The following is a 17172-nucleotide window of genomic DNA, read 5'->3' on the forward strand; positions in this document are numbered from 1 at the left end:
GAGCATCACATGCACACAACAGCAACGGAGAACGGCATCATCACCGAAGAGACCACCTACCAGCTGACCGGCGCAGATCGCTGCGACAGCTGTGGCGCCCAGGCGTACGTCCGAGTCGAGATGGAGTCGGGCAGCGAGCTCTTCTTCTGCTCGCACCACGGCAAGAAGTTCCACGACAAGCTTTCGCCGCTCGCGAAGAGCTGGCTCGACGAGTCAGCGCGTCTGCTCGAGAAGTAACCCTTCAGAGGGCGACACCGACAAGGCGACGAAGAGAGGCCGTTCCCCGATGGGGAACGGCCTCTCTCTATGTCTGTGGACCCTGCGGCATCCTCGATGCGATCGAGGAGCCGATCGAGCCGACGATGGCCTCGAGCGGAAGTCCGGAAGCGTCGCGTCGGGATCCGCCGTCGGGCAGCTGTCGCACCGTTCCGTCGGTTCCCACGGCCAGGGCCGGCTTCGGTCCCACCCAGGCGTGCAGCATGATGTCCTCGCCCTTGAGGAACCGCTGGGCGCGCACGCCGCCCGTTGCCCGCCCCTTGGCGGGGAACTCCGAGAAGTCCGAGACCTTGCCGCTGCCCGCATCCGTGCCCGGCAGCACCGACGTGCTGCCGGCGATCGTGGCCACGGTCGCGTCGTCACTCGGCGAGACAGCACCGAAGAAGATGCAGCGCGCGCCGGCTCCGAGCTTGATTCCCGCCATTCCGCCGGCGGTACGGCCCTGCGGTCGCACCGAGCTCACCGAGAACCGCAGCAGCTGCGCGTCGGAGGCGACGAAGACGAGTTCACTCTCCTCGTCGGGCTGCGCGACGCCGACGAGCTGGTCGCCCGGCTTGAGGGCGATGATCTCGAAGTCGGGCTTGTTGGCGTAGTCCTGGGGGATCAGGCGCTTCACCACACCGCTGATCGTGCCCAGGGCGATGGGCAGAGCCGAGTCGAGCGACACCAGTCCCACGACACGTTCCTTCTTGGTGTCGAGGCCGAGGTACTCCGCGATCCGCACCCCGGCGGCCAGTTGCACGGAATTGACCGGCACGACGGGCAGGTCGAGCACGGGCATCCGGATGAGCCGGCCGAGGGTGGTCACGGCGCCCACCTCGCTGCGCGTCGTCGTGGTGACGAGCGACAGCACGGCGTCGTGACGCGCTCGGCGGGCCGCGGCACCCGGAAGCGGTGCGGCATCCACGCCATCGGGATAGTCGATGCGGATGGCCCTGCCCGTTGTGCTGAGCACGATCACACAGGCGGTGTCGGCGAGCTCGAGAACGACGGGCTGCGCCCGGCGGGAGGCAGGGGCGTCGCCCGGCCGCGCCTCCGTGAGCACGGTGCGTCGGGGGGTGCCGAGCGCCTCAGCGACGGCGTCGAGTTCCGTCGACACGGCCCGGCGGATGAGCGCGGGGGAGCCGAGGAGCTCGGTGAGCTGTTCGATCTCCCGGCGCAGGGAGTCTCGCTCGGCCTCGAGCTCGATGCGTGAGAACTTGGTGAGTCGCCGGAGGCGCAGCTCGAGGATGTAGTCGGCCTGGAGCACGCTCAGCTCGAACACGTCGATCAGTCGCACGCGTGCCGCCTCGGTGTCATCGCTGGCGCGAATGACCTGGATGACCTCGTCGATGTCGAGGATCGCGATGAGCAGACCCTCGACGAGGTGCAGGCGCTCGGTGCGGCGGGCGAGGCGGAACCGGGTGCGCCGGGTGATCACGTCGATGCGGTGATCGATGTAGACCTGCAGCAGGTCACGAAGCCCCAGGGTCTGCGGCTCGCCCTTCACGAGGGCGACGTTGTTGATGTTGAACGACTCCTCGAGAGGGGTGTACCTGTAGAGCTGCTCGAGCACGGCGTCGGGGCTGAACCCGGTCTTGATGCCGATGACCAGGCGCAGGCCGTGCGTGCGGTCGGTCAGGTCGGTGACGTCGGAGATGCCGGCCAGCTTCTTGCTGGTGACTCCGTCTTTGATCTTCGAGATCACCTTCTCGGTGCCCACGAGGTACGGCAGCTCCGTGACGACGAGCCCCACCTTGCGCGCCGTGAGGTTCTCGATGCTCACGCGAGCCCGGGTCTTGAAGCTTCCACGCCCGGTCGAGTACGCGTCACGGATGCCGGCGAGGCCCACGATGGTTCCTCCGCCGGGCAGGTCGGGGCCCGGGATGAACGACATCAGGTCGTCGATGGATGCGTCGGGATTCTCGATCAGGTATCGCGCCCCCGCGACGACCTCCACCAGGTTGTGCGGCGCCATGTTCGTCGCCATGCCCACGGCGATGCCCGCGGCACCGTTGACGAGCAGATTCGGGAAGGCAGCGGGAAGCACATCGGGCTGGGTCAGCTGATTGTCGTAGTTCGGCACGAAGTCCACGACGTCTTCGTCGAGACCATCGGTCATGGCGAGCGCCGCGGCCGCAAGCCGGGCCTCGGTATAACGAGGCGCCGCAGGGCCATCGTCGGGAGAGCCGAAGTTGCCGTGTCCGTCGATCAGGGGAACGCGGAGAGTCCACGACTGCGCCATGCGAACGAGGGCGTCGTAGATGGCGGTGTCGCCGTGGGGGTGCAGCTTTCCCATGACCTCGCCCACGACCCGGGCGCTCTTCACGTGGCCGCGATCCGGCCGGAGCCCCATGTCGCTCATCTGATAGAGGATGCGGCGTTGCACGGGCTTGAGTCCGTCGCGGGCGTCGGGCAGCGCGCGCGAGTAGATGACCGAGTACGCGTACTCGAGGAAGGAGTCCTGCATCTCGGTGGAGACGTCGACGTCGAGGATCTTCTCGGGGGTCTCGGGCGAGGCGTCCGGTGTCTGTGGGGTCATTCCTGAATGGGGCTTTCGTCAAGAGAAAGGCGGCGCACCGATGAGGCATCGGAGGACGTTCGGGTCGTGATCGGGACGACTCGTGCGGCAGTCACCTGTGCCAGACTTGGCCCGATGCCCCCCATGCTACCGGCGACCCGATCCGACGAGCCCCGTCTGTCAGACGTGTTGCCCAGTTGCCTCGCGGCGGTCCGCGGCGAAGAGAATCGCCTGGGCCTCCCGGCCGTGTCGAAGGCGGTGGTCGTCCTCGTCGACGGCCTCGGGGCATCCGCCCTGCGCCAGCGAACCGGTCACGCCCGCTTCCTCTCGTCGCGATTCACCAAGAAGGCCACGATCGTCAGCGGGTTCCCCACGACCACTGCTGCGGCACTCGCGTCACTCACCACCGGTGCATCGCCCGGTGAGCACGGGCTCGTCGGATACTCGGCCCTCGTGCCGGCCACGGACAGGGTCGCCAACCAGCTCACCGGGTGGGGGCCCGACATGGAGCCCTCCGTGTGGCAGAGGCGGGCCACGGTGTTCGAGAGGGCAGCAGAGTCTTCGATCGACGCGGTGGCGATCGGCCCACGTCGGTATGAATCGTCGGGCTTCACTCACGCCGTGCTGCGCGGGGCCCGCTATGTTCCGGGCGACTCGATCGCCGACCGGTTCGACGCGGCCCGATCGATTCTCGACGCACCCGGACCCTCCATCTCCTACGTCTATGTTCCCGAGCTCGACATGACGGCCCACGCCGAGGGGTGGCAGTCGGATCGCTGGACGCACCTTCTCGAGGAGCTCGACTCGGCCGTTCAGTCCTTCGTGCGCACGCTGCGCGCGGGGGAGGGAGTGCTGCTCACGGCCGACCACGGTGTGATCGACGTGCCCTCGACCTCCCACGTGCTGTTCGGCGACGACGAGACCCAGATGCGCGGGGTCACCCATGTCGCCGGCGAGCCACGGTGCCTCCAGCTGCATCTCGATCACGCCTTGCCGACCGACGCGCGTCAGGCGGTTCTGGATGCGTGGCGCGCGACCGAGGGCGACCGCGCGTGGGTGCTCACCCGAGACGAAGCGATCGAGGCCGGCTGGTTCGGCGAGGTCGACGACGAGGTCCGTCCGCGCATCGGCGACATCATCGTCGCAGCGTCGAAGAACATCGCCTACTACGACGGCCGAAAGCTCAACGACTCGGCTCGCCGCATGGTCGGCCAGCACGGATCATGGAACTCCGATGAGCTGATCGTGCCCCTCGTGAGACTCGGCGGATTCGAGCGCTGAGTCAGCGCTCGACCCGCCGGTCAGGCAAGGTCGTCGTCTGTTCGCGCTCCGAACACGATCTCATCCCAGCTCGGCATCGCCGCACGACTGCGACGAGGAGGCTTTGGCTGCGAGGCCGTCGGAGGCGGCGTGTCGGACTCTGGAGCGTCCATACCGTCGAGCGTGGAGTCTGTTCGAGCGGCCGAGGCCCAGATCGACGAGGTGAGGGTGGGTCGGCCTTCGTTCTGCTGCGGCTTCTTCTCCTCATCGCGATCGGTCGGCGACGACCCCCGTGAAGCGGATGCGCTGTCGTCGAAGTCGTCGACGAACACGGCCGCCTCGCGCTCGCCTCTGCGTCGCCGGAGCGCCTCGAGCAGGTCGGCCGTCTGGTTGAGGTTCTCTGCCGGCCGTTCCTCCGCACGGGAGATGGCCGCGCTCGTCGCGGCGGCCGAGGACTCGCCGGACGCCGAGCTGCGCCCGTAGGGAATCACCTCGGGGTTGGGAGCCGTGTCATTGGTCACGGTGACGGGCGGAGCGTCGATCGGAGCCTCTGCCTCGACGCGGGGCGCGACGACGCGCAGCCGGGGGATGAGTCCCTCGGTGATCTCGCCGTTCTGCGACAGCGTGACGGCCTCTGTGTTGAGCGGCGTCAGGGCGTGGCGCTTCGGGTCGTACTGCCAGCGGGCGTCGTGATCGATCTCGTTCGCGGTGAACGACAGCTTGACGATCCATCCGGACTCGTCCTTCCAGCTGGCCCACCGTTCATCCGATGCTCCCAGGCCTTCGAGACGCTCCTGGATGGCCTCGCCGAAGGTGGAGGTCGGCTCCTCGCCGAGAGGATCGAGCGCGGAGTCGACCTGCACGGCCACCTTGAGCGCGGAGTTGACGACGTAGGCGCGTTCTGCGAGGACCGGGCCTTCGAATCTCTCGACATAGTCGAGGTCGGCGCCCGTGAGTCGGCTCACCTCTTCGGCGGACAGCCCGGACCTGATGTGGCCCTGGATTTCGCGCGGTGAGATGCGCTTGCCGCTCGACGAGGGCGTCAGGGTCTGCCTGATTCGGCTCTGAAGCACGTCGTCGATGGCGATGCGATAACGCTCGCCGGCATCGGATGCAACGAGGAGGGCGCCGTCTTCGACGCCGATTACTGTCAATTCCTGCATGGTGAAGGGGCCTCCAGCGGTCACTGTTGCTACGACCATGCCACGACCCTGACCCGAATACGGGGAATGTAATGGGCGTGCCGCGAGTTGATGGCGTCGATGAGCAGGACGGGCAAGAATCCGAATTGCTATTCCGGTGGCTTTCGTGCAAACTAACGCCGCCGATTTGGTTTTATCAATCTCCTCAGAAGTGGATGGGCATGGCAACTGATTACGACGCTCCGCGCAAGAACGACGACGATTCGGAGTCGATTGAAGCGCTCAAAGAGCGCGTTCCAGACAAGATGTCTGGTGTCGTAGATGTTGACGACGCCGACAACCCCGGTGGCTTCGAGCTGCCTGGAGCCGACCTTTCCGATCTCGACCTCGATGTCGTCGTCCTGCCTCCGCAGGCCGACGAGTTCACCTGCGTCAACTGCTTCCTCGTGAAGCACCGTTCGCAGATCGATCACGAAGAGAAACTCGGCCCCATCTGCGTGGAGTGCGCTGCCTGACGACAGCGCGCACCACGCATGGCCGCCGCCTGCTAGGCAGACAGGGCGGCCTTCAACCCCTCGGGATTCCGGGATGACACGAGCCAGTACGGCGTCGGGTCGTCCGGATCCTCGAGGGGTATTTTTACGACCGGATCGACCCAGCCGCGCAGGCAGAGCCACGCCCGCGCATCCAATCGCTGACCGCGCTGGAGCGTGGCGGCATCACCCCTGAAGATGGCCGGGGTGCCGAGCAGGCCGACGGGGATGCGCGCCTTGCCCGCCGTGAACGTGCCGTCCTTCACCTCGATGACGGGGGCGAGCACGACGAAGATTCCTGAGAGTCCTCCGAAGAGCACGGCGGCCGCGACGACTCCCGCGACGATGTTGACCGGAGCGAGCACGAGGATGCTGGCCGGGATGACGAGTGCGGTGGCGAGGTAGATCCAGATTGAGGGCCAGAGCCGCTCACGATACGAAGACATGCTCCTATTCGACCAGACAAACTGCACTACCCTCGACTTCGTGACCCAGTCAGTCGAACTACTCATCCAGGCCGCCGACGTTCCCGAGTATTCGCACCCCGGTGACGCGGGCGCCGATCTCACATCGACCGAGGCCCTCACCCTCGCCCCGGGCGAACGACGACTCGTCGGCACCGGCGTGAGTATCGCCCTGCCCGACGGCTTCGCTGCGTTCGTGGTTCCCCGCAGCGGGCTCGCCGCTAAGCACGGCATCACGATCGTCAATTCTCCGGGCACGGTCGACGCCGGCTACCGGGGCGAGATCAAGGTGGCCCTTCTGAATACCGACAGCACCGTGCCGTACGATATCGGCGTCGGGGATCGTATCGCCCAGCTCATCGTTATGCCCGTCACGCGGGCCGTATTCATTCCCGTCGACACCCTTCCCGGCAGCGACAGGGGAGCGGGAGGCTTCGGTTCGACCGGCTACTCGTCACCTCTCGCAGCAGGCGGGCCTGTCACACCCGAACTACAAGGAGAGAACGCATGAGCGATCTGGAAAAGCCGAACGCCGACGGAGTCGACTCGGCGATCGATGACCTCGAGGACGAGCAGCCTCTCGATTCGAAGTCGGCGCCGGAGAATCGCGCAGAAGAGGGCCCGTTCGACGCGGACGAGGCCAACCCCGCCAGGCCGTATGTCGACCTCGGCGGACTCAAGATCCTTCCCCGCGAGGGTCTCCACCTCAGGCTCGAGGTCGAAGAGGGAACGAATCGGGTCGTGGCCGTCGGGCTCGACTACGCCGGTTCGACCCTGCAGGTGCAGGCGTTCGCCGCACCCCGGTCGACCGGACTGTGGCACGAGATCCGGGCCCAGATCGAGGACCAGATCATCAAGCAGGGCGGCACGAGCACCGCGCGCGAGGGAACATTCGGACCCGAACTCGTGGGCGAGGTGCCCGTCGCCGCCGGCGCGACGACCGACGCGTCATCGTCACGCCTGGCCCGCTTCGTCGGCGTCGACGGACCCCGGTGGTTCCTTCGCGGTGTCATCGCGGGCGACGCGCTGACCAACCCCGCCGCCGAACTCGCGATCGAGGAACTCTTCCGCAGCGTCGTGGTGGTTCGTGGATCGCAGCCGATGCCTCCACGCGACCTGATTCCCCTGAGCATGCCGAAGACGGCGGCGACGGCCCCGCCCACCACGAGCGCCTGATGTCCGAGCCGCAGTCCGACGACCGCGCTCCGGCACCCGGCCTGTCGCAGACTTTCGCCGACGCGGCCCGGCGGGCCGGCATCGGACAGGTCACGCCGGGGGAGACCCCGACGGCCGCGTCGTTGCTGCGTGCCATCGGCGGGGTGCGCGGGCTGATCGAATCGCTGCTGCCCGGGCTCGCGTTCCTCGTCATCTACACGATCACGGGCGACCTGACCCCCAGCGTCGTCGCCCCCGTCATCGTTGCGGTCGTGTTCATTGTGGTACGGGCCATCACGCGGAGTCCGGTCCTGCCGGCGGTCACCGGCCTTCTGGGCGTGGCCGTGTCGGCGGCTCTCGCACTGTTCACCGGCAGGGCGGAGGACAACTTCCTGCCGGGCCTCATCATCAACGCGGTCAGCCTCGTCGTTCTGCTCGTGTCGATCATCGCCCGGTGGCCCCTGATCGGCGTGATCGTGGGACTTCTCACAGGCGACACCACCGGATGGCGCTCCGATCGCGCGAAGTTCCGCGTCGTCCTCGTGGCGACCTGGTGCTGGGTCGGGCTGTTCGCGCTGCGTCTCGGCGTGGAGGGGCCCCTGTATCTGGCGGGCAATGCGGCGGCTCTCGGCTCCGTCAAGCTGATTCTCGGCGTTCCTCTCTATGCAGCGATGCTGTGGGTGACCTGGCTCCTCGTACGAACGGCCTTCGGACACGGCAAGACATCGGTGGACACCCGCGACTGATCGCCGTCGGCGGCGCTCCCGGGTGCTACCATTTATCTTGACGTCAAGATACATTGCGGACTCTCCACGGAGCCCGACCCCGCCGACGCGGTTAGGCAAGCCTTGCTAGCCCTCACACGTTCTCCGGGGCAAAGATTGACTTCAGGACTGCGAAGGAGAAGGCGACGTGTCGAAAGTCAACAGCTTTGGATCGAAAGATCAACTGAAGGTGGGGGATGACTCGTACGAGGTCTACCGCATCGACAAGGTTCCGGGATACGAGAAGCTCCCGTTCAGCCTGAAGGTTCTTCTCGAGAACCTCCTCCGCACCGAGGATGGCGGAAACATCACGGCGGAGCACATCAACGCCCTGGGCAACTGGGTTCCCACGTCGGAGCCCGACACGGAGATCCAGTTCACGCCCGCTCGCGTCGTGATGCAGGACTTCACCGGCGTCCCCTGCATCGTCGACCTCGCCACCATGCGCGAGGCGGTCGGCAGCCTCGGCGGCGATCCGACGAAGATCAATCCGCTCGCCCCGGCCGAGATGGTCATCGACCACTCGGTGATCGCCGATCTGTTCGGTTCCGACGACGCACTGGAGCGCAACGTCGAGCTCGAGTACGAGCGCAACGGTGAGCGCTACCAGTTCCTGCGCTGGGGCCAGACGGCCTTCGACGACTTCAAGGTCGTGCCGCCCGGAACGGGCATCGTGCACCAGGTCAACATCGAGTACCTGGCGCGCGTCACGATGACGCGAGAGGTCGACGGAGTGCTGCGCGCCTACCCCGACACCTGCGTCGGCACCGACTCGCACACCACGATGGTCAACGGCCTCGGGGTGCTCGGCTGGGGCGTGGGCGGCATCGAGGCCGAGGCCGCGATGCTCGGACAGCCCGTGTCGATGCTCATCCCCAAGGTCGTCGGATTCAAGCTCTCGGGCGCGATCCCCATGGGCGTGACCGCGACCGACGTGGTGCTCACCATCACGCAGATGCTGCGCAAGCACGGAGTCGTCGGCAAGTTCGTCGAGTTCTACGGCGCCGGAGTCGCCGAGGTCCCCCTCGCGAACAGGGCGACGATCGGCAACATGAGCCCGGAGTTCGGTTCCACCGCGGCCATGTTCCCCATCGATGACGTGACCCTCGACTACCTGCGCCTCACGGGCCGCAGCGAGGAGCAGGTCAAGCTCGTCGAGGCCTACTCCAAGCTCCAGACCCTGTGGCACGACCCGAGCGTCGAGCCGGTCTTCAGCGAGTACCTCGAACTCGACCTGGCCACCGTGGTTCCCTCGATCGCCGGCCCCAAGCGCCCGCAGGACCGCATCGAGCTCAGCGAGTCGAAGAGCCAGTTCGAGCACGACCTCAACGACTACGCCCGCGTCGAGCACGACATCGTCGACCTCATCGGCACGGGATCCTTCCCGGCCTCCGACCCGGGTGAGCTCTCTCCTGAGGATGCGGAACCGGCGCACGCGCACAGCCACTCGCATGCCAGCCACGCGCCCAAGACGGCATCCAAGCCCACCTCGGTGTCGCTCGGAGACGGCACGAACTTTACCCTCGACCACGGAGCCGTCGCCATCGCGGCCATCACGTCGTGCACCAACACGTCGAACCCGTCGGTCATGCTCGCGGCGGGCCTCCTGGCGCGCAACGCCAGCCAGAAGGGCCTCAAGGCGAAGCCGTGGGTCAAGACCACGCTCGCTCCCGGGTCGAAGGTCGTCACCGACTACTACGCGAAGGCCGGCCTCACGAGCTACCTCGAAGACCTCGGCTTCTACACCGTCGGCTACGGCTGCACGACGTGCATCGGAAACTCCGGTCCCCTGCTCGACGAGATCTCCTCCGCGGTGCAGGACAACGACCTCGCCGTCACGGCGGTCCTCTCCGGAAACCGCAACTTCGAGGGACGCATCAACCCCGACGTCAAGATGAACTACCTGGCGTCTCCGCCGCTGGTCATCGCGTACGCACTCGCCGGGTCGATGAACTTCGACTTCGAGACGGATGCCCTCGGCACGGACACCGACGGCAACGACGTGTTCCTGAAGGACATCTGGCCCGACGCGGCCGAGGTGCAGTCGACCATCGACTCGTCGATCGACACCGACATGTTCCAGCACGAGTACGCCGGCGTCTTCGACGGCGACGAGCGCTGGCGCTCGCTTCCCACCCCCGAGGGCGCGACCTTCGAGTGGGACTCCGAGTCGACGTACGTGCGCAAGCCCCCGTACTTCGACGGCATGACCATGGAGACGACCCCGGTCACCGACATCGTCGGCGCCCGCGTGCTGGCCAAGCTCGGCGACTCCGTGACCACCGACCACATCAGCCCCGCCGGTTCCATCAAGGGCGACAGCCCCGCCGGCCGCTACCTCGACGAGCACGGTGTGGGCCGCAAGGACTACAACTCCTACGGATCGCGCCGAGGAAACCACGAGGTCATGATCCGCGGAACCTTCGCGAACATCCGGCTCAAGAACCAGCTCCTCGACGGCGTGGAGGGCGGCTACACCCGTGACTTCACGCAGCCCGACGGACCGCAGTCGTTCATCTACGACGCGGCCCAGAACTACGCGGCAGCCTCGACGCCCCTCGTGATCTTCGGTGGCAAGGAGTACGGCTCCGGTTCGTCGCGCGACTGGGCGGCGAAGGGCACGAGCCTCCTGGGAGTCAAGGCCGTGATCACGGAGAGCTTCGAGCGCATCCACCGGTCGAACCTCATCGGCATGGGGGTTGTGCCGCTGCAATTCCCCGCGGGCGAGTCCTGGGCGTCGCTCGGCCTCGACGGCACGGAGATCGTGAGCATCGCGGGTATCGAGCAGCTCAACGAGGGCGTCACGCCGCGCACCGTCCGGGTCACCGCTGCCCCCAGCGACCAGTCGCCCGAAGGAAAGCAGACGGTCGAATTCGACGCCGTCGTGCGAATCGACACCCCCGGCGAGGCGGACTACTACCGCAATGGTGGCATCCTGCAGTACGTGCTGCGCAGCCTCGTAGCCTGATCCGAAGGAGCGCCCCCGATGGATGCCGCATAGCATCCCGGGGGCGCTCCGTCGTTCTCGAGGGCGGTCGAAGCGATCCGTCATAGACTCGGATGAGGGGTCGACCGGCCCTGCATCGAATGGAAAGGCCGTCTGCATGAGCCTGCTGGAGAACATCTCGGGTCCCCGGGACCTCGACGCTCTCACCCAGGAGCAACTCGTCGAGCTCGCGGCCGAGATCCGCCAGTTTCTGGTTGCCGAGGTATCGAAGACCGGGGGACACCTCGGACCGAACCTCGGTGTCGTCGAGACGACCCTGGCCATCCATCGGGTGTTCGACTCGCCCCGCGACGCGATCGTCTTCGACACCGGGCACCAGTCGTACGTTCACAAGCTCCTGACGGGACGTCAGGACTTCTCACGTCTTCGCCAGCAGGGCGGGCTCGCGGGCTACCCACAACGTTCCGAGAGCGTGCACGACGTGGTCGAGAGCTCGCACGCGTCGAGCTCGCTCTCGTGGGCCGACGGAATCTCGCGCGCCTTCGAGATGACCGGCCAGAACGACCGGCACGTGATCGCCGTCGTCGGCGACGGGGCACTGACGGGCGGCATGACCTGGGAGGCGCTGAACAACATCAGCGACGACAACACCCGCAAGCTCGTCATCGTCGTGAACGACAACGGCCGCTCCTATGCGCCCACCATCGGCGGCATGGCCCGCTACCTGAACTCGGTGCGCACCAACACGAAGTACCGCAACCTGCACCAGTCGTCGCGGCAGCTCTTCGACCGCTTCGGTGGTCCTGGCCGGGCCATCTACCGCGGCATCCGCGGCGGCACGCACGGCTTCCTCAGCCGGTTCTCGAACAACGAGGCCCTGTACTCCAACCTCGACATCAAGTACATCGGCCCGATCCACGGGCACGACCTCCAGGCGATGGAGGAGGCCCTTCTCCAGGCCAAGCGCTACGCTCAGCCGGTGATCGTGCACGCGATCACCGAGAAGGGGCGCGGCTACGAGCCCGCCCTGAGCGACATCGCCGACCAGTTCCACGCCGTGGGGCAGATCGATCCCGAGACCGGTGAGGCACTCGGAGGCCCGAGCGCTCCGTCGTGGACGGGTGTCTTCAGCGATGAGATCGTGGCCCTGGCCGAGAAGGATCCGACCATCGTCGGCATCACCGCCGCGATGCTGCGCCCGACCGGCCTGCACAAGCTGGCCGAGAGGTTCCCGTCGCGCGTCTTCGACGTGGGCATCGCCGAGCAGCACGCCGTCACCTCGGCCGCAGGCCTGGCCTTCGGCGGTCTGCACCCCGTGGTGGCCGTCTACGCGACATTCATCAACCGGGCGTTCGACCAGGTGCTCATGGATGTCGCGCTGCACCGTGCCGGTGTGACCTTCGTTCTCGACAGGGCCGGTGTCACGGGTCCTGACGGGCCGAGCCACCACGGCATGTGGGACCTCGCCATCCTGCAGGTCGTGCCCAACATCCGCCTGAGCGCTCCACGCGACGCGGAGCGGCTCCGAGAGGAGCTGGGCGAGGCCGTCGCCGTCTCCGACGGACCGACGGTCGTGCGTTTCCCCAAGGGAAGCGTGGGTGAGGAGATCGCCGCCGTGCGTCGTCTCGACGACGGCGTCGACGTGCTGGTCGAGCACGAGCGCAAGGATGTCCTGATCGTGACCGTGGGACCGATGGCGACGACCGGCCTCGAGGTGGCCGAGCGGCTGGCGGCACAGGGCATCGGCTCGACCGTGATCGACCCTCGCTGGGTGGTTCCCGTTCCGCGCAGCGTGCTCGACCTGGCCGCGGAACACCGCATCGTGATCTCCATAGAAGACGGAATCCGTGTCGGCGGCGTCGGCACACGCATCCGGCAGGACCTGCGTGAGGCCGGAATCGACACCGCGGTGACCGAGCTGGGCCTGCCCGACGAGTTCCTCGACCACGCGGAGCGCGCGCAGATTCTGGAGCGCGTGGGACTTACCCCCCAGCGCATCGCGCGAGACGTCGTGGCGCAGGTTCTGGGCAGCAAGATTCCGATCGCCCGCCCGCTCGAGGGCGAGAACGAGGACGAGCGCCGGATCACCCGCTAGGCCTTCGCTCGGTCGGTGTTCGCGCGCTAGGCGTCGCGAGGCCCCTCGACGGCATAGGTGAGCTCGACGGCGCCCTGAGGCAGCGCAACAGACGAGATCAGCTCGAGCTCGAGCTGATCGACGATGGGAAGCAGTCGCACGCCGGAGCCGAGCACGACCGGCATCATCGTGACGATGACCGTGGTCAGCAGGCCCGCTGCGGCGAACTGGGCCGCGACGTCTCCGCCGCCCACGACCCAGACGGCACGGTCGCCCGACAACGCGGCCAGCTCGGCCGCGACGGCATCGATGTCGCCGCTCAGAAACCGGATGTCGGCACCCGCGACGGCGACGGGAAGGTCACGACGCGTGAGCACCACGGTGGGCACCGAATAGGGCCACTCGCTCATGCCCTCGGAGAGCAGGAACTCGTAGGTTCGGGCTCCCATGACGATTGCTCCGACGCCGGCCAGAAACCGCTGGTAGCCCTCGTCGAAGTCGGCCGTGCCGAAGCGGAGGAGCCAGTCGATGCGGTTGTCGGAGTCGGCGATGAAACCGTCGAGGGAGCTCGCCACGTAGTACTGGATGGTCATTCCATCAGACTAGGACGAGCCCCCGACAGTGCTCGGGTCAGTCGGTGCCGACGATCGGCGGGTGGTGGAACGTGTCGCCGAAGACTCGCTCGCTCGCGCCGACGCGATCGAGGTACGGGGTCGCTCCGCCCATCTGGAACGGATATCCCGCCCCGAGGATGAGGCACAGGTCGATGTCCTCGGCCGCGTGAACGACCTCGTCGTCGAGCATGCGCTTGATCTCGTCGGCCAGTCCGTCTTCGACCCTGCGCAGGAGCTCGGCCTCCGTGAGGGCGGTTCCTCCCGGTCCTCCGTCTGCGACGATCTTGACGGCCGTCTTATCGAAGCCCTTGATCGCACCCTTCGAGTCTCGATCGAAGATCTTGCCGTGCTCTGCGAGCTTGTGCAGGTTGGGGCTCTCGAAGAACCGATCGGGGAAGGCCGAGTGGTGGGTGTCGAGCACGTGCGCTCCCACCTTCAGCCCTACGAGCTCGAGCAGTTCGAACGGCGTCATCGGCAGACCGAACGGCTTGAGGGCGTTATCGACCACCTCGAACGGGGTTCCGGTGTCGACGGCGTGCATCGCCTCTCCGAGCAGCTTCGCCAGGATGCGGTTGACGACGAACCCGGGGGTGTCCCTCGTGATGACGGCGTTCTTGCGCAGCTTGGCGGCCGTGACCATGGCCGTGCTGAGCGTGGCCTCATCGGTCGACGGCGTGTTGACGACCTCGATGAGGGGCATCACGGCGACGGGGTTGAAGAAGTGGAAGCCGACGAGGCGCTCGGGGTGAGCCAGCTTCGCACCGATCTGCTCGACCGACAGCGACGACGTGTTGGTGGCGAGCACGGCCGTGTCCGACACGTACTTCTCGACGTCGGCGAAGACCTCCTGCTTGACACCGAGCTCCTCGAAGACCGCCTCGATCACCCAGTCGGCGTCGGCGAAGTCGGCCTTGTCGGTGGTGCCCGAGACCAGGGCGCTGAGCCGGTTGGCCTCGTCCGACCCGATTCGACCTTTGTCTTTGAGCGCGGTGATCTCATCTCGGATGTAGGACAGGCCCTTGTCGACCCTGGCCTGGTCGAGGTCGGTGATCACGACGGGAACGCGCAGTCGACGGACGAACAGCAGAGCGAACTGGCTGGCCATGAGCCCGGCGCCGATGACGCCGACCTTGGTCACGGGCTTGGCCAGTGCCTTGTCGGGCGCGCCTGCGGGCCGCTTGGCCCTCTTCTGCACCAGGTTGAAGGCGTAGATGCTCGCTCGGAACTGATCGCCCGAGATGAGGTCGGCCAGGGCATCGTCCTCGCGCGCGAACCCCTCTTCCGCGGATCCGGACTTCGCGGCCTTGAGCAGGTCGAGTGCGGCGTAGGGGGACGCGGCGACCGATCCGATCTTGGACTCCAGCATCTTGCGTGCGATCGAGATGGCGGCGTCCCACTTGACGAGGCGCTCGAGCTTTCCCGGCGCGTTCGGACGCTTGACGCTGATGCGACCCGCGAGAACCTCGTCGGCCCACACGAGGGACTGCTCGAGATACGACGCCGGTCCGAAGATGGCATCCGCTATACCGAGGTCGAACGCCTGCTGGCCCTTGAGCGTGCGGTTGTTCTTCAGCGGGTTCTCGACGACGACCTTGAGCGCGTTCTCGATGCCGATGAGGTTCGGAAGCAGGTAGGCGCCGCCCCATCCGGGAATGATGCCCAGGAAGACCTCGGGGAGGGCGAGGGCGGGGATCGAGGAGTCGATGGTGCGGTAGTCGGCGGCGAGGGCCACCTCGACCCCGCCTCCCAGCGCCAGCCCGTTGATGAACGCGAACGTCGGAACGCCGATCGTGGCCATCTTGCCGAAGGTGAAGTGCCCGAGCTGGGCCATCTGCTTCGCGAGCTCGCGGCTCGGGATGTCGCTGACCTTCGAGAGGTCGGCGCCCGCCGCGAGGATGTACGGCTTGCCCGTGACGGCGACGGCCTGGATCTCACCGGCGGCAGCCCTCACGGCCAACGCGTCGAGTGCGGCGCCGTACTCGAGGAGCGAGTTGGGTCCGAGCGTCGACGGACGGGTGTGGTCGCGATCGTTGTCGAGCGTGATCAGGGCGAGCACTTTGCCGCTCGGCAGGGGAATGTCTCGCACGTAGGAGTGGGTGACGACTTCGTCGGCCGAGAGAGCGGCCAGGCCGGAGAAATCGATTGTCGAGTAGTCGGTCATCGCTTCGCTGCCTTCGCCTTCTTGTTGTAGTGCGGGTTCTCCCAGATGACGGTTCCACCCTGTCCGAGACCGATGCACATGGCGGTGAGGCCGTAGCGCACCTCGGGGTGCTCCTCGAACTGGCGCGCGAGCTGGTTCATCAGCCGCACTCCGGAGGAGGCGAGCGGGTGGCCGATCGCTATGGCGCCACCGTATTCGTTGACCCGGGGGTCGTCGTCGTCGATGCCGAAGTGGTCGAGGAACGAGAGCACCTGCACCGCGAACGCCTCGTTCAGTTCGAAGAGTCCGATGTCGGTGATGCTCAGTCCGGCCTTCCGGAGTGCCTTCTCTGTTGACGGCACGGGTCCGATTCCCATGATCTCGGGCTCGACACCGGCGAAGGCGAAGCTCACGAGCCTCATCTTGGTCGTGAGGCCCAGCTCCTTGGCCGTCGCGCCGCTCGCGAGGAGGCAGGCGGTCGCCCCGTCGTTGAGTCCCGACGAGTTTCCCGCGGTCACACGCCCGTGCGGTCTGAACGGCGTCCGCAGCCCGGCGAGGCCTTCCATCGTGGTCTCGGGGCGGGGTGCCTCATCGCGGGTGGCGAGACCCCAGCCGGCGGCGCTACGCGTGGCGACGGGAATGAGGTCGGGCTGGATCTTGCCCGCCTCGTACGCGGCCGCGACCTTCTGCTGGCTGCGAAGCGCATAGCGGTCGGAGCGCTCCTTCGTGAGGGAGGGGAAGCGATCGTGGATGCGCTCCGCCGTCGACCCCATGTTGAGCGCCTCCTCGGAGACGAGCTTCTCCGCGAGGAAGCGGGGGTTGGGGTCTGCGTTGAATCCCATCGGGTGCCGGCCCATGTGTTCGACGCCGCCGGCGATGGCGAGGTCGTAGGCTCCGAATCCGATTCCACTGCCGAGCGTCGTGACGCTCGTCATCGCGCCGGCGCACATGCGGTCGATCGCGAATCCGGGCACCGATTGGGGGAGCCCGGCGAGCAGCGCGGCGGTGCGGCCAAGGGTGAGCCCCTGGTCGCCCTGCTGAGTCGTAGCCGCGATGGCCACCTCGTCGATGCGGTCCTTGGGCACGGCTGGATTTCTCTCGAGCAGCCCGATGATCGCTTTCACGACAAGATCATCGGCACGGGTCTGCCAGTACATGCCCTTTTCGCCCGCACGCCCGAAGGGTGTGCGCACTCCGTCCACAAATACGACTTCGGCTATTTCGGCCACTTTGCCTCCTTCTGGTTGAGAACCGAGACGATCCTAGGCCGGGGCTTTTGAGCCGCCGAAATCCTTTGACTCTT

General features: G+C 66.9%; 14 protein-coding genes. 8 read left to right on the top strand and 6 right to left on the bottom strand.

Annotated elements, in window-relative coordinates:
• The first annotated feature begins 9 nt into the window (after positions 1–9).
• Positions 10–237, top strand: a complete 228-nt coding sequence (locus ASF06_RS15900; protein WP_055928973.1) for a DUF7455 domain-containing protein — start codon at positions 10–12, stop codon at positions 235–237.
• Positions 238–304: 67 nt separating this feature from the next.
• Here ASF06_RS15900 and ASF06_RS15905 read toward each other — a convergent pair whose 3' ends face one another.
• Positions 305–2797: a DNA gyrase/topoisomerase IV subunit A gene (locus ASF06_RS15905; protein WP_055949272.1), complete on the bottom strand. Its 2493-nt coding sequence runs from the start codon at positions 2795–2797 to the stop codon at positions 305–307.
• Between the two features lie 114 nt (positions 2798–2911).
• Between ASF06_RS15905 and ASF06_RS15910 the strand changes: the two genes are divergently transcribed.
• The gene (locus ASF06_RS15910) at positions 2912–4057 is read left to right on the top strand and encodes an alkaline phosphatase family protein (protein WP_055949275.1); all 1146 of its coding nucleotides are present in this window, start codon (positions 2912–2914) and stop codon (positions 4055–4057) included.
• Between the two features lie 20 nt (positions 4058–4077).
• Here ASF06_RS15910 and sepH read toward each other — a convergent pair whose 3' ends face one another.
• Complete coding sequence (gene sepH, locus ASF06_RS15915) at positions 4078–5238, bottom strand: septation protein SepH (RefSeq protein ID WP_235501041.1); 1161 nt, start codon at positions 5236–5238, stop codon at positions 4078–4080.
• Positions 5239–5399: 161 nt separating this feature from the next.
• Here sepH and ASF06_RS15920 point away from each other — a divergent pair, with 161 nt between their 5' ends.
• Positions 5400–5693, top strand: coding sequence for a DUF4193 domain-containing protein (locus tag ASF06_RS15920; protein ID WP_055928962.1), 294 nt, complete (start codon positions 5400–5402; stop codon positions 5691–5693).
• A gap of 32 nt (positions 5694–5725) precedes the next feature.
• On the opposite strand, the gene ASF06_RS15925 is transcribed toward ASF06_RS15920, so the two are convergent.
• Positions 5726–6157, bottom strand: a complete 432-nt coding sequence (locus ASF06_RS15925) for a DUF3093 domain-containing protein (protein ID WP_055928958.1) — start codon at positions 6155–6157, stop codon at positions 5726–5728.
• A gap of 40 nt (positions 6158–6197) precedes the next feature.
• Between ASF06_RS15925 and dut the strand changes: the two genes are divergently transcribed.
• The 5 genes from dut (at position 6198) to dxs (ending at position 13136) form a co-directional block, all read left to right on the top strand.
• Positions 6198–6686 (top strand): dUTP diphosphatase, encoded by a 489-nt coding sequence (dut, locus tag ASF06_RS15930; RefSeq protein ID WP_200920395.1) that lies wholly within the window; start codon positions 6198–6200, stop codon positions 6684–6686.
• Positions 6683–7351 (top strand): DUF3710 domain-containing protein, encoded by a 669-nt coding sequence (locus ASF06_RS15935; protein ID WP_055949283.1) that lies wholly within the window; start codon positions 6683–6685, stop codon positions 7349–7351. The genes dut and ASF06_RS15935 overlap by 4 nt, the downstream gene beginning before the upstream one ends.
• On the top strand, positions 7351–8076 hold the full coding sequence (locus ASF06_RS15940; RefSeq protein ID WP_055949286.1) for a DUF3159 domain-containing protein: 726 nt from the start codon (positions 7351–7353) through the stop codon (positions 8074–8076). The genes ASF06_RS15935 and ASF06_RS15940 overlap by 1 nt, the downstream gene beginning before the upstream one ends.
• A gap of 166 nt (positions 8077–8242) precedes the next feature.
• On the top strand, positions 8243–11062 hold the full coding sequence (locus ASF06_RS15945; protein WP_055949289.1) for an aconitate hydratase: 2820 nt from the start codon (positions 8243–8245) through the stop codon (positions 11060–11062).
• A 136-nt stretch (positions 11063–11198) separates the two neighbouring features.
• Positions 11199–13136 carry a 1-deoxy-D-xylulose-5-phosphate synthase gene (gene dxs / locus ASF06_RS15950; protein WP_055949292.1) on the top strand — a complete coding sequence of 646 codons (1938 nt, stop codon included), beginning with the start codon at positions 11199–11201 and terminating at the stop codon, positions 13134–13136.
• 26 nt (positions 13137–13162) lie between these two features.
• Here the strand turns inward: dxs and ASF06_RS15955 are convergent, their stop codons facing one another.
• From ASF06_RS15955 to ASF06_RS15965, 3 genes are read right to left on the bottom strand one after another with little or no spacing between them, the layout of a single operon-like run.
• Positions 13163–13708 carry a dihydrofolate reductase family protein gene (locus ASF06_RS15955; protein ID WP_055949295.1) on the bottom strand — a complete coding sequence of 182 codons (546 nt, stop codon included), beginning with the start codon at positions 13706–13708 and terminating at the stop codon, positions 13163–13165.
• 37 nt (positions 13709–13745) lie between these two features.
• Entirely contained in the window at positions 13746–15890 is a 2145-nt protein-coding gene (locus ASF06_RS15960) for a 3-hydroxyacyl-CoA dehydrogenase NAD-binding domain-containing protein (protein WP_055949298.1), read from the bottom strand.
• The gene (locus ASF06_RS15965) at positions 15887–17098 is read right to left on the bottom strand and encodes a thiolase family protein (protein ID WP_055928933.1); all 1212 of its coding nucleotides are present in this window, start codon (positions 17096–17098) and stop codon (positions 15887–15889) included. The genes ASF06_RS15960 and ASF06_RS15965 overlap by 4 nt, the downstream gene beginning before the upstream one ends.
• Positions 17099–17172: the final 74 nt, after the last annotated feature.

Source organism: Agreia sp. Leaf244 (assembly GCF_001422695.1).
Taxonomy (GTDB): domain Bacteria; phylum Actinomycetota; class Actinomycetes; order Actinomycetales; family Microbacteriaceae; genus Agreia.

Coding starts and splice junctions, on each gene's coding strand:
- ASF06_RS15935 (WP_055949283.1), top strand. CDS start 6,683: ATGAGCGATCTGGAAAAGCCGAACGCCGACGGAGTCGACTCGGCGATC.
- sepH (WP_235501041.1), bottom strand. CDS start 5,238: ATGGTCGTAGCAACAGTGACCGCTGGAGGCCCCTTCACCATGCAGGAA.
- ASF06_RS15960 (WP_055949298.1), bottom strand. CDS start 15,890: ATGACCGACTACTCGACAATCGATTTCTCCGGCCTGGCCGCTCTCTCG.
- ASF06_RS15900 (WP_055928973.1), top strand. CDS start 10: ATGCACACAACAGCAACGGAGAACGGCATCATCACCGAAGAGACCACC.
- ASF06_RS15920 (WP_055928962.1), top strand. CDS start 5,400: ATGGCAACTGATTACGACGCTCCGCGCAAGAACGACGACGATTCGGAG.
- ASF06_RS15905 (WP_055949272.1), bottom strand. CDS start 2,797: ATGACCCCACAGACACCGGACGCCTCGCCCGAGACCCCCGAGAAGATC.
- dxs (WP_055949292.1), top strand. CDS start 11,199: ATGAGCCTGCTGGAGAACATCTCGGGTCCCCGGGACCTCGACGCTCTC.
- ASF06_RS15910 (WP_055949275.1), top strand. CDS start 2,912: ATGCCCCCCATGCTACCGGCGACCCGATCCGACGAGCCCCGTCTGTCA.
- ASF06_RS15955 (WP_055949295.1), bottom strand. CDS start 13,708: ATGACCATCCAGTACTACGTGGCGAGCTCCCTCGACGGTTTCATCGCC.
- ASF06_RS15925 (WP_055928958.1), bottom strand. CDS start 6,157: ATGTCTTCGTATCGTGAGCGGCTCTGGCCCTCAATCTGGATCTACCTC.
- ASF06_RS15940 (WP_055949286.1), top strand. CDS start 7,351: ATGTCCGAGCCGCAGTCCGACGACCGCGCTCCGGCACCCGGCCTGTCG.